The following is a 13,411-nucleotide window of genomic DNA, read 5'->3' on the forward strand; positions in this document are numbered from 1 at the left end:
TCACTCAGACGCAACGCGACGCACTCCCGGACCGGGTGCCGCCGCCGTCTGACCGGGGGCCGGGCGGACCGGCAGGGCCTTGCGATGATCGCCCGGAGAGCGACGGATGCTCGCCGGCACGACCGGCGCCGGTACGACCGGAGCCGGCACCGGCGTCGAGGCGATCTCGATCGGCGGCAGGCCTTCCTTGAGGTCGCCCGGCAGGATGCCGTAGAGCGACACGATCTGTTCGATGATCACCTTGACCGACGGCGCCGCGACCCAGCCGGCCGTCGCGTATCCGCCCGTCTCGGGCAGACCCTTCGGCTCGTCGAGCGAGACGATCACGATGAACTTCGGATCGTTCATCGGGAACGCGCCGACGAAGGAGCTGATCAGCGCCTTCTGGCGGTAGCCGCCGCGACCGGGCTTTTCGGCCGTGCCGGTCTTGCCGCCGACCTCGTAGCCGGGAACGTTGGCGTTCTTGCCCGTGCCCTCGACAGCGTTCAGGCGCAGCAGCTGGCGCATGTGGACGGAAGTCTTCTGCTGGATGACGCGGCGTCCCTTGTCGCTGGCGGCGGTGCGCTTGACCAGCGAGGGCTGGTAGAGGATGCCGCCGTTGACCATTGCCGCCGACCCCATCGCGAGGTGCAGCGGCGTCACCGAGATGCCGTGACCGAACGCGATGGTCATGGTGTTGATCTTCATCCAGTGACGCGGCCAGAGCGGCGACGCGACTTCGGGAAGCTGGGTCGTGACCGGCTTCAGGAAGCCGATCTTGTCGAAGAAGGCGCGCTGGCCCTCCGGTCCCATGACGTCGACCGCCATCTTGGCCGAGGCGATGTTCGACGAATACTTGAAGATCTCGGGTACCGACAGCGGCCGGCGCTGCGCGTGATCGTCGTTGATCGTGAAGCGGTCGATCTTGATCGGCGACGTCGCGTCGAAGACGCTGGTCATCGAGACCTTGCCCGAATCGAGAGCCATCGCCGTGTTGAAGATCTTGAAGGTCGAACCCTGCTCGTAGACGCCGAGCGTCGCGCGGTTGAACAGCGCCTCGTTGGTCAGCGTGCGGGTGCTGTTGGGATTGTAGGTGGGCAGCGACGCCATGGCGAGGACCTCGCCGTTGGTCGCGTCCATCACGATCGCGGTGGCGCCGATGGCCGAGAATTTCTGGACGGCACGCGCGATTTCGCGCTCGACGATGCGCTGCAGGCGCAGGTCGATCGACAACTGCACGGTCTCGCCGCTCTGGAGCTGCTGGTCGAAGTACCGCTCCATGCCCGCGAGGCCGGTATTGTCGACGCTGGCGTAGCCCAGGATGTGCGCGGCGGCCGTGCCCTGCGGATAGATGCGCCGCTCCTCGGCCTGGAACTCGAGGCCGGGGATGCCGAGGCGGTTGACGCGGTCGTGCTCGCGCGGGCTGAGGCCGCGCTTGATCCAGACGAAGGTCCGGTCGCCCTCGAGCTTCTCGCGGACCTCGTCGTACTTGAGGTCGGGCAGCGCCGTCACGATCTTGCGCGCGGCCTCCTGCGGATCGAGCAGCAGGTGCGGATTGACGAAGGCCGACATGACCGGGACCGACGTCGCCAGCACCGCGCCGTTGCGATCGACGATATCGGCCCGCTCGGACTGGATCGAGCCGCCGCGGGCGGCGACGCGCTGGGTCGGCTCGGCGCCGTCGCGCAGCAGCGACACGTAGCCCATGCGCAGGCCGACCGCCGTGAAGGCAATGCCGAAGATCACCGAGGCGATCATCAGCCGCTGACGGGCGGTCTCCTGCGCGTCGCCCTTGAGCCTCTCCTTGGCCGAGGCGTAACGCGCGCCGGCCGCCGCGTTTTCCGCGGCGGCCGGGTCAGGCGAGGCAGACTTCCGCCACAGCCTCATCGTGTACCCTCTTGTTTACGCGAGAGGATTTCATCGATGGAGACTGCGGCGCTCTGGCCGTCGCCAACCGGACCCGATGTTGCCGGCTCTTGTATCTGGGCCGGTCGAGGGGGCGTCGTGGGTCCGGGGGTACGCTTGGAAAGGGGTGCGGAGGCCGGCGAGGGGCTGCCGGCCTCCGCTGCGACGCGGGCACCACCGGGCAAAGTCGACGAGGGGACGTCGTTGCCCGTTCGTGGGGGGGAAGGGAGTGGTGCTTCGCGCCGCGGGGGGACAGATTCGGGTTTGAGCTGATCGAGTCGGACGACCTGCTTGATGGAGGCCGACTCGAGTTTGAGGTGCTTCTGGGCGAGCAGTTCGACCCGCTCGGATTCGTTCAGGTGAGCCCATTCGACCCGCAGGATGTGCGTGGCCTGCTGGCTCTCGATGATCTTCTGGTTGGTGCGGTCGATCCGCTCCTCGAGGTCCTGCACCTTGTACTTTACGGTGAACAGGCCCACGGCCGTGGCGACGGCGGCGACCGACCAGAACAGGAGACCGCGGTGGATCATGCGCGGTCTCCCGCGCCGATCTTCTCGGCAATGCGCAGTCGAGCCGAGCGCGCGCGCGGGTTGCCCGCGACTTCCTCATCGGACGGCAGCAACGGCTTGCGCGACAGGTCACGCAATGTGGCCGCGCGCGCTGCCGCACCCGGCGGCGCGTGGCGCGACGGGCCGGGCGTGCGACCCGCACGGGCCCGCACGAACTCCTTCACGGCGCGGTCTTCCAGCGAATGGAACGACACGACCGCCAGCCGGCCGCCGGGGGATAGCACCTGCTCGGCAGCGGCGAGGCCGCGCTCGAGTTCGCCCAGTTCGTCGTTCACCGCGATGCGCAGCGCCTGGAAGGTGCGCGTGGCGGGATCGCTCTCGTCCCTGCCCTGCGGCCCGACCGCGCGGCGCACGATCTCGGCCAGCTCACCGGTGCTCTCGATGCGCTTGGCGCGGCGTGCCTCGACGATGTTGCGCGCGACGCGACGGCTGCGGCGCTCCTCGCCGTAACGCCAGATGATGTCGGCGAGCTCTGCTTCGTCGGCGTCGTTCACCAGATCGGCCGCCGACTGCCCGTTCTTCTCCATGCGCATGTCGAGCGGACCGGAGGCACGGAAGGAAAAGCCGCGGTCGGCCTGGTCGAACTGCATCGACGAGACACCGAGATCGAGCGCGACGCCGTCGACATCCTCGACGCCTTCGGCCGACAGGAGCTCGGCCATGTCGCCGAAGCGGCCCTCGATCAGACGCAGGCGCGGCGCATAACGCTCGGCCATCGCCCGGCCGGCCGCGATCGCATCGGGATCGCGATCGATGGCGATCACCTGGCAATCCGCACGATCGAGCATGGCGGTCGTGTAACCACCGGCGCCGAACGTGCCGTCGAGATAGCGGCCGCCGTCGCGCGGCTGCAGCGCATCGACGACCTCGCGCATCATCACCGGGATGTGGCGAACGCCGCTCATGCGTCGCCTCCGCTCAGCCCGCGCACGAACGCCGCCATTTTCTCGCGCTCCGCGTCACGGCGCGCCTGCCAGCGGGCAGGATTCCAGAGCTGGAACTTCTCGACCTTGCCCACGAGCATGACGCCGTCGGTCGCCTCGAGCGCCTGAACGAACTCGGCGGGCATCGTGAAGCGGCCATCCGGCTCCAGCGAAACCGTGCGCGCGCCCGCCGACAGATAACCAGCCGGGTCGAACGCCTCGTCGTCGAGGGCGACCTTCAGCGAACCCTTCGGCCCCAGCGCTTCGGCACGCAGGCGCTCCAGCATGGCATCGAAGCCCGCGCGCGAGTTGCCATTCACGAGGCCGGGAATCGTGGGGGAATGATAGAGGACGAACGCGCCGCGATCGTCGGCAGGCAATTCGTCGCGAAAGGCCGCGGGCAACAGAACCCGGCCTTTCTTGTCCAGCTTGATCAGGATCTCGGACCGGAATGCCACGGCCCATCTCCCCTCTAGACCCGCTGCAGGTGCCCCACGCCCCTGCGTCGTCTGTTACACGGGATACAATGGGATACCATGGGAAAGTCCGGGATGCAATTACCATGGGCGAGAATCCCCAAGGAATCTGAAAGGCTTAGCCACAACATCTATTGTGCGCTCGCTGCGTGCAAACGCAAGGGATTGTGTTTGTGCTTCGTCGAGGAGGAACGGAATGGGTCAGACGGCCTGTAAGCCGGGTTCTGTCCTCGCCCGAAAGCGATGGATGACCATTCCTCTGGGACGCCCGTTACCGGGCGCCTCGCGCGACCGACCCGGGCGACGACGCGGAAACACCGCTGCCGGTTGCCCGGCGTGCCGCCCCTATTTGGTCTTGCTCCCGGTGGGGTTTGCCATGCCGCTCCCGTTACCGGTCGCGCGGTGGGCTCTTACTCCACCGTTTCACCCTTACCGGCCTGGCGAGCCAGGCAGGCGGTCTGTTTTCTGTGGCACTTTCCCTGGGGTCGCCCCCGCCGGACGTTATCCGGCACCGTGTCTCCGTGGAGCCCGGACTTTCCTCACCCGTGCGGTTGTCCGCGCGAGTGCAGTCATCCAGCCGTCTGACCCGGCGCCTGACTAGGCCGCTCGTCCCAGCGGGTCAAGCAGACCGGCGAGCTGCGACCTGGTTTCGGGGTCGATCATGCCGTCGACCTGGGCTGGCCGGTAATGACGCTGGAAGGCCTTCACGATCTCCTTGGGCGGGACGGCGAGGGGCGGCGCGTAGCCATACCGCTGCAGCGCCTTGTGGAAGTCGCCGTCGAGCGGTCGCACGCCGGCGCGCGGCCATAGGCCGATCCCCCGCTCGGCCAGGGTCTTCCACGGGAAGCGGCGACCGGGATCGATCTTGCGCTGCGGGGCGATGTCGGAATGGCCGACGACGTTGCGCGGCTCGATCGCCGGATGGCGCGCCAGGATCCCGCGGCAGAGTTCGGTCAGCGCGTCGATCTGCACCGGCGGATAGTCGTGGCGATCGCCATGGAGGTTCACGATCTCGATGCCGATCGACGTGGCGTTCAGGCCTTCGCGACCGCGCCACCACGATTTGCCCGCATGCCACGCGGTGCGCTCCTCCGGCACCAGCCGATACACGGTGCCGTCGAGATCGAGCACGTAGTGCGAACTGACGCGCAGCTCGCGCATTCCGTCACGGAGGATGTCGAGCGACTCCCGCAGCGGAAGCTCGGTGTAGTGCAGCACGAGGATGTCGACCCCCTGCCCGTCCGGCCTCGGCGCATGATTGGGCGACGGCAGGTCGACGAACGTCACGCTCAGGCCGGCACGAGACCGCGCTGCTTGCGCAGCCGGTCATAGGCGTCGTTGATCAGGGCGAGCTTGCGGTTGGCCATGGCGATCGCCTCTTCCGGCAGGCCCTGCGCCATCAGCCTGTCGGGATGGTTGGCGCGGACCTGACGCAGCCATGCCTCGCGAATCTGCTCGTCGGTCGCCAGCGGATCGATACCCAGCACCACGCACGGCTCGCACTCCACGACGCCCAGCGCGGCGGCCTTCGCACGCTCGAAGCGCGAACTCGGCAGGCCGAAGATGCTCGCCACCTTCGCGAGGTAGTCGGCTTCCGGCGCACCGATCCGGCCGTCGGCCTGCGCGATGCTGAACAGGCCTTCGATCACGTTCTCGAGGATTTCGGGCGCGTCGGGAAACAGGGCCGCGACCTGGCGCGCATAAGTCTCGAAACCGCCGGCGTCACGCTTGGCCAGGTCGAAGAAGCGCTGGACGTTGGCCTCCTCTCCCGGCGGCACCTGGAAGAAGTCGCGGAAGGCCGCGACCTCGGATTCGGAGACGTCGCCGTCGACCCGCGCCATCTTGGCGCCGAGCGCAATGACGCCGATCGTGAAGCCGATCTGGCGCAGGCCGGGGTGACCGCCATCGTCGGCGGGCGGCGAGGACAGGCCCAGCAGTTCGGCGATGCCGAGCCCGTTCATGCCTTCAACGATTCTGTCCCAGATCTTCATGATCGACTTATATCACCAATGAGCCGACGGCGACCCCGACGAGAAGAAGCAGGGCGAGGCGACGATAGAAGGCCTCGCTCGCCAGCGGAAACAGACGCTCGCCGACAATGCCTCCCAGCATCACGGCCGGTGCAAGAAACAGGCCCTGCACGCCCGTGCTCCAGCCGATCAGGTCGCGCGACGCGAAAGCCGTGAGCGCAATCAGGTCGACGAAGACGAAATAGGTCGTGAGGTTGGCGCGCACCTTCGCCGCAGGGTCGTTGCCCGCCAGGTAATAGAAGGCGATGGGCGGCCCCGCCATGCCCGAGAGCCCGTTCAGGAAGCCGCTGCTCGCGCCGGCGGCGAGCGTCGTCGCGGCATTCGGCCGGCCGGAAAAGCGCCAGCCGCTGGCCAGCATGGCGACGGCCCCCAGGATGATGGCGGAGATCGCCCACCGCATCGGCTCGGGTTCGACCGCGGTCAGCACCATGTTGCCGAACGGCACACCCACGGCGGCCGCCAGCAGCAGCAATCCGATCCGTCGCCAGTCGACGAGCGGCAGGACGCGCGGAACCAGCGGCAGGGCGACCGCGATCTCCAGAAGCAGGCAGAGGGCGACGCCTACCGCGGGGCCGTAGAGAGCCGAGAAGATCGGCGTCATCAGCATCGCCGCACCGAAGCCCGCGAAGCCTCGCACCATGCCTGCAATGCAGGCAACGGCGGCAGAAATGAGGAAGGGAGCGCTCAACAGGTCGGGCATGGCGGGCCGGACGCTAGCATTGCCGGACCGACGCACGCGCATCATATAATGCAGGCCATGCCCTCAAAGAATCTTGCGGTTCCCGCCGTTCCGCTCCTGATGCCGTACATACAGCGGCGGCCGGAGCTCGAAGGCGTCACGCCCAGGCCGTTCAAGCTGGTGTCCGACTACACGCCGGCCGGCGATCAGCCCGAGGCCATCAGGCAACTGATCGCCGGGGTCGAAGCCGGCGAGCGCGACCAGGTGCTGCTGGGCGTCACCGGCTCGGGCAAGACCTTCACCATGGCCAACGTCATCGCGAGCCAGGGCCGGCCGGCGCTCGTCATGGCGCCCAACAAGACTCTCGCGGCGCAGCTCTATGCCGAGATGAAGGGCTTCTTTCCGGAGAACGCCGTCGAATACTTCGTGTCGTACTACGACTACTACCAACCCGAGGCCTACGTCCCGCGCACCGACACCTTCATCGAGAAGGATTCGTCGATCAACGAACAGATCGACCGCATGCGTCACTCCGCGACGCGCGCGCTGATGGAGCGCGACGACGTCATCATCGTCGCGTCGGTGTCCTGCATCTACGGCATCGGTCCGCTGGAGAACTACCAGGCAATGACCTTCCGCCTGCACAAGGGACAGAAGATCGACCGTTCCTCCCTGATCCGCCGCTTCGTCGAGCAGCAGTACAAGCGCAACGACAACGCCTTCCAGCGCGGCACCTTCCGGGTGCGCGGCGACACGATCGACCTGTTCCCCGCCCACTACGAGGACAAGGCCTGGCGCTTCGAGATGTTCGGCGACGAGATCGATTCGATCACCGAGTTCGATCCGCTGACCGGCGACAAGACGATCTCGCTGAACGACATCATCGTCTACGCCAACAGCCACTATGTGACGCCGAAGCCGACGATGCAGAAGGCGATCGACCAGATAAAGGCCGACCTGAAGCAGCGGCTGGAGGAGTTCAACCGCGCCGGCCGCCTCCTCGAGGCGCAGCGGCTGGAGCAGCGCACGCTGTTCGACATCGAGATGCTGGAAACGACCGGCGCCTGCGCCGGCATCGAAAACTATTCGCGCTATCTCACCGGCCGCAAGCCGGGCGAGCCGCCGCCCACCCTGTTCGAGTACTTTCCCAAGAACTCCCTGCTGATCTGCGACGAGAGCCACGTCACGGTGCCGCAGATCGGCGGCATGTTCCGCGGCGACTTCAACCGCAAGAGCGTGCTCGCCGAGTTCGGCTTCCGCCTGCCCTCGGCGATCGACAATCGGCCGCTGAAGTTCGAGGAGTGGGACGCCCTGCGGCCGCAGACCACCTATGTCAGCGCCACCCCGGGCGACTGGGAGATGGAGCGCACCCAGGGCACGTTCATCGAACAGGTGATCCGTCCGACCGGCCTGATCGATCCCACGGTCCTGATCCGGCCGGTCGAGAAGCAGGTCGATGACCTGATCGCCGAGTGCAAGGACTGCGCGAAGAAAGGCCAGCGCGTGCTGGTCACCGTGCTGACCAAGCGCATGGCCGAGGACCTCGTCGAGTACATGCACGAGTCCGGCATTCGTTGCCGCTATCTCCATTCCGACATCGACACGCTGGAGCGCATCGAGATCATCCGCGATCTGCGGCTCGGCGCGTTCGACGTGCTGGTCGGCATCAACCTGCTGCGCGAGGGCCTCGACATTCCCGAATGCGCGCTGGTCGCCATCCTCGACGCCGACAAGGAGGGCTTCCTGCGCTCGCCCACCTCGCTGGTGCAGACGATCGGCCGCGCCGCGCGCAACGTCGAGGGCCGCGTCATCCTCTATGCCGACAAGATGACGGACTCGATCAAGTACGCCATGGCCGAGACCGACCGCCGCCGGGCCAAGCAGAAGGCCTACAACGAGAAGCACGGCATCACGCCCGCTTCGGTGAAGCGCAACATCGCCGAGATCCTGCAGTCGACCGCCGAGCGCGACCACTACACGGTCGACACCGGCGTCTCGGGCGACGTGCATCTCGTAGGCCACAACCTGCGGACCCATATCGCCGAACTCGAGAAGCGCATGCGCGCCGCCGCCGCCGATCTCGAATTCGAGGAAGCCGGCCGCCTGCGTGACGAGATCCGACGCCTCGAGGCCCACGAGCTCGAATTGCCGGGCCAGGCCGCCAGCGCTAACGTCGGCGTCCATCTCGGCAAGATGCAGCATTCCCGGGTCTTCCGCGGCGTGCGGACGGGCTCGGGGGGACGCGGCAAGCCCGCTCGACGCAGCGGCCGCTAGGAGATCACGATGCGCTTGGGCCCGGTCGCAGTTCTTCTCTTCTTCTTTTTCTGCATCGGGCCCCTCGCCGCCCAGGATCGCGAGCAGGTGGTTCGCCTGCCGGGACCCAACGGATCGACCCTGGTGGCCACGGTGATGCGGCCTCCGGGCGAGGCGAAGAACCCGCTGGTCGTCATCAATCACGGTTCGCCGGCCGACGGTTCGCAGCGCTACAAGATGGAACGGCCACGCTACACGGCCTTGTCGTCGTGGTTCCTGTCGCGCGGCTATGTCGTGGCACTGCCGCTGCGGCGCGGCTACGGCGAGACCGGCGGCGACTGGGCGGAGGGGTACGGCCTGTGCGACGCCCCCGACTATTACCGGGCCGGCCTCCAGGGCGCCGCCGACATCCAGGCCACGATCGACTTCATGCGCACGCAGCCCTACGTCGCGGCCGATCGCACCCTCGTCGTCGGCCAGTCGGCTGGAGGCTGGGCCACGGTGGCGCTGTCCAGCCGCAACCCGGCCGGCGTGGCGGGCATGATCAACTTTGCCGGCGGACGCGGCGGACATCAGAAACTGTCGGGCGGCGGCATCGGCAACTGCACGCCGCGCGCGCTGGTCGACGCGGCCGGCAGGTACGGCGCGACCGCCCGCGTCCCCATGCTCTGGATCTATGCCGAGAACGACAGCTTCTTCGAGCCGTCTCTCGCCAGGCGAATGGCGGAAGCCTACAACACCGCCGGTGGCAAGGCGACCTACCGCCCGGTCGGCGCCTTCGGTCGCGACGGGCACAGTCTGGCGGGCGCCAGCAACGGCAATTCCGTCTGGTCGCCTCTCGTCGAGAGTTTCCTCGCCGGGCTCCGCTAGGTCGCTATAGTCGCGGCGCCATGCCCGCCGCGCCGACCGATCTTCGTCGATACCTCATCGCGCTCGTCTCGCTCACCCTCGTCCAGGTCGTGTCGACGATGGTGTTCAACCAAGCTTCGGTGCTGGCGCCGGCCGCCGCACCGGAACTCGGCGTTGCGGCCGCGGACATCGCCTACTACGTGTCGATCGTCTATCTCGCGGCGATGATCTCGACGGTGGGTGGCGGCACGATCAACCGCCGGCTGGGTCCGATCCGCTTCATCCAGACCGGACTTGCCATCGCGGCTCTCGGCTCCTTCGTCCTGGCCTTGGGTGGCGTGGCGATGGCCGCGCTCTCGGCCTTCATCGTGGGCCTGGGCTCGGGCCCGCTGACCATCGCCAGTTCGCACATTCTCGCCCGCGTCTCGCCGCCGCGGCTGGCCAACGTCACCTTCTCGCTTAAGCAAAGCGGCGTGCCGCTCGGCTTCGCGATCTGCGGCGCGGTGCTACCTACCCTCGCGCTCGATTTCGGCTGGCGCTGGGCCGCGGCTGCCGTCGGCCTGCTGTCGATCGCCGGCGCGATCGCCGTGCAGCCGCTGCGCGCGCTCTACGACGACGAGCGCAGCGGCGCCAACGCGCGCCTCCCAACGCTGGCCGAGATCTTCGAGCCGCTGCAGCTCGCCTGGCGCGATCCGATCCTGCGGCCGATGTGCTTCATCGGCATGCTGTTCTCGGCGACGCAGGCGATTGTCGTGAACTTCACGGTCGTCTACGCCGTCGACGGGCTGCAGATGTCCTACGTGCTGGCGGGTGCGCTACTGTCGGCCGCAACGGTCGCCGGCGCCTTCGGCCGCATCTTCTGGGGAGCGCTCGCGGATCTGCTGCGCCGTCCCTCCGCCGTGCTGGCCGGGATCGGCGCCATCATCGCGATCGCCGCCACGGTGATGTCTTTCACGACGCCGGCCTGGCCCACGACGGCCGTCTACATCGTCTGCACGATCCTGGGCGGTACCGCCGTGGGCTGGAACGGCGTGTTCATCGCCGAGAGCGCCTCGCGGGCGCCGCCGGGTCGCGCCGCCGAGTTCACCGGCGCCACCCAGCTCTTCGTATTCGCCGGCGCGCTTCTCTCGCCACTCCTGTTCCGCACCGTCCTGGCCGTCACCGGCTTCTACGAGGCTGGTTACCTGCTGCTGGCGGCGGGCGTGGCGACGGCATCCTTCTTCCTCGGCCGGGCCGCCCGGCGGGGCGGCTGAAAATGCCCTGAACCATGCTTCCTGCAGAGGCGCACGCTCTGCCGAGTGACCGGACAGGCATTCCGGCGGCCGGGTCGGCTCTATTTTTCGATCGTCGGCAACAATGAATACAGGCAGAGCCCGAAGAACAGCAGAGGCACGGTGAGCCGAAGGTTCCGGCGCACCTCCGGCAGAAGGTAGGGAAAACGCCGCGCGAAGCGACTGTTGTCGAGACCAGGGAACAGGTCGATCAATAGCACCGCGGGCAGATAGAGATATCCCATGGAGATCATTGCCGCGATCGGCGAATTCATCGAGATCGAGCCGGGGAAGCTCGCTTCGAAAGTGAAGCTGAGGGCCGCGAGGGCGAGCAGCGTCGAAAACACCATGGGCACACGCTGGGTGTTCGGCAGCACGCTCGTCGAGGCCCACAGCAGGAAAAGAGACAGCGACATGATGGCGATGAAGGGTACGAACAGGCGCAGTATGTAGCGCGTCCAGTCTCTTTCGACCGTCGTGATCAGCGTAATGCGGGAAAACGGGCGGGCATTCCAGCCGAAGAAACTGCTCTGCACGAAAGAGACGCCACGCGGCTTCCAGTTGTTCGCCGAGATGTCGGGATTGACCGTCGAGAAGTTGCGGTCGAACTCGGTGGTCGTGAGCGCGACCTCATGGGCCGAGTGGCGTGCCGTACTGAAGCTGAGCGGCAGATACTGCGTATCGAAGGGGAAGCTCGACATGTTGGCGCGTATGCGGAAGTCGGCATCGAGCCGGCGAATCTGCACGACCCTGCCATCGTGGAATATCGACAGAAAGACGGTCTGCGAGCGCGGGTTGCCGATCATGTTGTCGATGGTGATTCCCGGGCGCCAGATCTGGCCGAGACGGGCCTCGGCCGCGGCACCCGTCAGGTCGATATGCTCCTCGCCTTTCGCGACCGGATCGAAACGCAGGCCGGGATCGACCCAGCGCTGAGTGTACTCGATGGAGGCACTGAGTTCGCCCGTGGTCTCGATCAAACGGGTGATGTTGAGGATACGCACCGACAGGCGCACCTCGATGGGCAGTTCGACGCCTGCCGGCAAGGGAGGCGGAATGGCGGGCGACGCTGCGCTCTGTGCTTGCACGGGGCCTGAGCATGCGATGAGGATCGCCACCAAGGCGAAGGCCCATCTCATGTCGCAGGCTCTTTCGCCCCGGCGGAGGCGGGCACCACCCGGCCTGCCAGTGCCGTCGCGGCCTTGACGATCCGGTCGGCGTCCGCAGCACCCGGCGGCGGAACCGCGCTGCCAGGCTGACGACCCTCGGCCAGGGCTTCGAGCCAGTCGCCCAGCACCTGAAGTGGACGAGCGACGAAGCTCTTCATTGCCACGGCGATGACGCTGAAGCAGACGACCACCGCGGCAAACGCCGCAAAAAGCAGCTTCCAGGCCTGGCGCGAGTAGCTGGCGTGCAGGGTCGTGAAATTCGCCGCAGCGATGAAGCCGCCGATCATGCGGCCGCTGTAGTCGAGCAGCGGCGTGACGACGATTCCCCAGGTCGCGTCGTCGAGCACGGCTTCGGCGAAGGAATCCTCGCGCGCCAGACGCGGCGATGCCGCTTCCAGCAACCGCGCAAACAGGGTGCTGTCGGTCGATTCGCTGATGACGAGGTCGCCATACACCTTCTTGTCGCCGTGCTGCGCTCCCATGCCAACCGAAAGGACGACCGCGACCTCCGCGCCGGTTCGCGTCTTGACCGCCCGGATCAGATCGGGAAGGCCGAGCCCGACCTCGGCCGTGCCGACCAGCTTGGCTCCGTCCATGACCGGCGCCACGCCCCGGAGGGCCAGCCCTCGCCGGCCCAGTTCGACACCACTCTGACCCATATGGCTGTGGTTGACCGCGACGACCATCGGGCGAGCCTGCGAAACGTCGTCGCCAAAATTTTCCGGCTCCTGCAAGCGCAGGAACATCTTGAGATCTGCGCTCTGGAACTGGAGCATTTCCACGCCATTCTGCTTGCTGAGATAGGCGTAGACCGGCTTCAGCCTCTCGAGGATTGCTCCACGGTCGCCGCTGGCGACCGCCGAGACGTTACCCGGCTGCAGAGCGAAGACCTGCGCCAGCGCAAGCGCCGTATTGCCGTTTCGTTCCAACGTGGAACGCAACGTAAGGCCGACGGTCTTGAGAGCCGCACCCTGCCGCTGGCGCATGTCGTCGCGCAAATCGGACAAGGTGAGCGCGATCATGGTACCGAAGCTCGCCAGCAGCACGACCGACATGATCGCGGCGATGCGGTTGCCGAACGTCATGACTTGTCCTTCAGGCGTGGAGTCGTGACCAGAACTCGCGTGAAGTGCGGGGCCGTGTTCGCGCCATCTCCCCACGTCGATCGGCGGTATGCGGCGGAAGTCCGGCCCGGAAACGCCACGACTGGCAATCTTGCCGCCGATGGTTCTCGCAACACGACTCCCCCCACCACGTGATTGCAACCACGAGTATCACCGGAGACATGGTCCAGCCGGCGACAACGCC

Annotated in this window: 11 protein-coding genes, 1 other RNA gene and 1 pseudogene; 3 read left to right on the forward strand and 10 right to left on the reverse strand. The window is 67.0% G+C overall.

Features of this window, described 5'->3' with window-relative positions; all coding sequences use genetic code 11:
• The 8 genes from LJ725_RS20550 to LJ725_RS20585 all read right to left on the reverse strand — a co-directional run bounded on the left by LJ725_RS20550 (position 1) and on the right by LJ725_RS20585 (position 6,522).
• Positions 1-1,866 carry a peptidoglycan D,D-transpeptidase FtsI family protein gene (locus tag LJ725_RS20550; protein ID WP_230552649.1) on the reverse strand — a complete coding sequence of 622 codons (1,866 nt, stop codon included), beginning with the start codon at positions 1,864-1,866 and terminating at the stop codon, positions 1-3.
• Positions 1,863-2,414, reverse strand: coding sequence for a cell division protein FtsL (gene ftsL, locus LJ725_RS20555; RefSeq protein WP_230552650.1), 552 nt, complete (start codon positions 2,412-2,414; stop codon positions 1,863-1,865). The genes LJ725_RS20550 and ftsL overlap by 4 nt, the downstream gene beginning before the upstream one ends.
• Complete coding sequence (gene rsmH / locus LJ725_RS20560) at positions 2,411-3,358, reverse strand: 16S rRNA (cytosine(1402)-N(4))-methyltransferase RsmH (RefSeq protein ID WP_329958382.1); 948 nt, start codon at positions 3,356-3,358, stop codon at positions 2,411-2,413. The genes ftsL and rsmH overlap by 4 nt, the downstream gene beginning before the upstream one ends.
• Positions 3,355-3,834 (reverse strand): division/cell wall cluster transcriptional repressor MraZ, encoded by a 480-nt coding sequence (locus LJ725_RS29225; RefSeq protein WP_230552652.1) that lies wholly within the window; start codon positions 3,832-3,834, stop codon positions 3,355-3,357. Before LJ725_RS29225 ends, rsmH begins: the two co-directional genes overlap by 4 nt.
• Positions 3,835-4,049: 215 nt before the next feature.
• Positions 4,050-4,437: RNase P RNA component class A (gene rnpB, locus LJ725_RS20570), an RNA gene on the reverse strand.
• Positions 4,438-4,449: 12 nt separating this feature from the next.
• Positions 4,450-5,139, reverse strand: a complete 690-nt coding sequence (locus LJ725_RS20575) for an N-acetylmuramoyl-L-alanine amidase (protein WP_230552654.1) — start codon at positions 5,137-5,139, stop codon at positions 4,450-4,452.
• Positions 5,140-5,141: 2 nt separating this feature from the next.
• Complete coding sequence (locus tag LJ725_RS20580) at positions 5,142-5,843, reverse strand: tellurite resistance TerB family protein (RefSeq protein WP_230552656.1); 702 nt, start codon at positions 5,841-5,843, stop codon at positions 5,142-5,144.
• Between the two features lie 7 nt (positions 5,844-5,850).
• Positions 5,851-6,522: a sulfite exporter TauE/SafE family protein gene (locus LJ725_RS20585; protein ID WP_408015762.1), complete on the reverse strand. Its 672-nt coding sequence runs from the start codon at positions 6,520-6,522 to the stop codon at positions 5,851-5,853.
• Here LJ725_RS20585 and uvrB point away from each other — a divergent pair.
• From uvrB to LJ725_RS20600, 3 genes and pseudogenes are all read left to right on the forward strand, one after another.
• Positions 6,454-8,835: pseudogene (gene uvrB / locus LJ725_RS20590) on the forward strand (excinuclease ABC subunit UvrB); the annotation flags it as partial. The gene LJ725_RS20585 and the pseudogene uvrB sit on opposite strands and share 69 nt — an antisense overlap.
• A gap of 9 nt (positions 8,836-8,844) precedes the next feature.
• Complete coding sequence (locus LJ725_RS20595; RefSeq protein WP_230552659.1) at positions 8,845-9,684, forward strand: alpha/beta hydrolase family protein; 840 nt, start codon at positions 8,845-8,847, stop codon at positions 9,682-9,684.
• A gap of 20 nt (positions 9,685-9,704) precedes the next feature.
• The gene (locus tag LJ725_RS20600; RefSeq protein ID WP_230552660.1) at positions 9,705-10,916 is read left to right on the forward strand and encodes an MFS transporter; all 1,212 of its coding nucleotides are present in this window, start codon (positions 9,705-9,707) and stop codon (positions 10,914-10,916) included.
• Positions 10,917-10,996: 80 nt separating this feature from the next.
• Here LJ725_RS20600 and LJ725_RS20605 read toward each other — a convergent pair whose 3' ends face one another.
• Positions 10,997-12,052 (reverse strand): ligand-gated ion channel, encoded by a 1,056-nt coding sequence (locus tag LJ725_RS20605; RefSeq protein WP_230552768.1) that lies wholly within the window; start codon positions 12,050-12,052, stop codon positions 10,997-10,999.
• A 17-nt stretch (positions 12,053-12,069) separates the two neighbouring features.
• Positions 12,070-13,188 carry a cache domain-containing protein gene (locus LJ725_RS20610; RefSeq protein ID WP_230552661.1) on the reverse strand — a complete coding sequence of 373 codons (1,119 nt, stop codon included), beginning with the start codon at positions 13,186-13,188 and terminating at the stop codon, positions 12,070-12,072.
• Positions 13,189-13,411 lie beyond the last annotated feature (223 nt).

This window comes from Reyranella aquatilis, assembly GCF_020880995.1.
Taxonomy (GTDB): Bacteria; Pseudomonadota; Alphaproteobacteria; order Reyranellales; family Reyranellaceae; genus Reyranella; species Reyranella aquatilis.

What these genes read in the sequence shown, in the direction of transcription:
- LJ725_RS20600 (WP_230552660.1), top strand. Translation starts at nt 9,705, where the DNA reads ATGCCCGCCGCGCCGACCGATCTTCGTCGATACCTCATCGCGCTCGTC.
- LJ725_RS20585 (WP_408015762.1), bottom strand. Translation starts at nt 6,522, where the DNA reads ATGGTGCGAGGCTTCGCGGGCTTCGGTGCGGCGATGCTGATGACGCCG.
- ftsL (WP_230552650.1), bottom strand. Translation starts at nt 2,414, where the DNA reads ATGATCCACCGCGGTCTCCTGTTCTGGTCGGTCGCCGCCGTCGCCACG.
- LJ725_RS20550 (WP_230552649.1), bottom strand. Translation starts at nt 1,866, where the DNA reads ATGAGGCTGTGGCGGAAGTCTGCCTCGCCTGACCCGGCCGCCGCGGAA.
- LJ725_RS20610 (WP_230552661.1), bottom strand. Translation starts at nt 13,188, where the DNA reads ATGACGTTCGGCAACCGCATCGCCGCGATCATGTCGGTCGTGCTGCTG.
- LJ725_RS20580 (WP_230552656.1), bottom strand. Translation starts at nt 5,843, where the DNA reads ATGAAGATCTGGGACAGAATCGTTGAAGGCATGAACGGGCTCGGCATC.
- rsmH (WP_329958382.1), bottom strand. Translation starts at nt 3,358, where the DNA reads ATGAGCGGCGTTCGCCACATCCCGGTGATGATGCGCGAGGTCGTCGAT.
- LJ725_RS20595 (WP_230552659.1), top strand. Translation starts at nt 8,845, where the DNA reads ATGCGCTTGGGCCCGGTCGCAGTTCTTCTCTTCTTCTTTTTCTGCATC.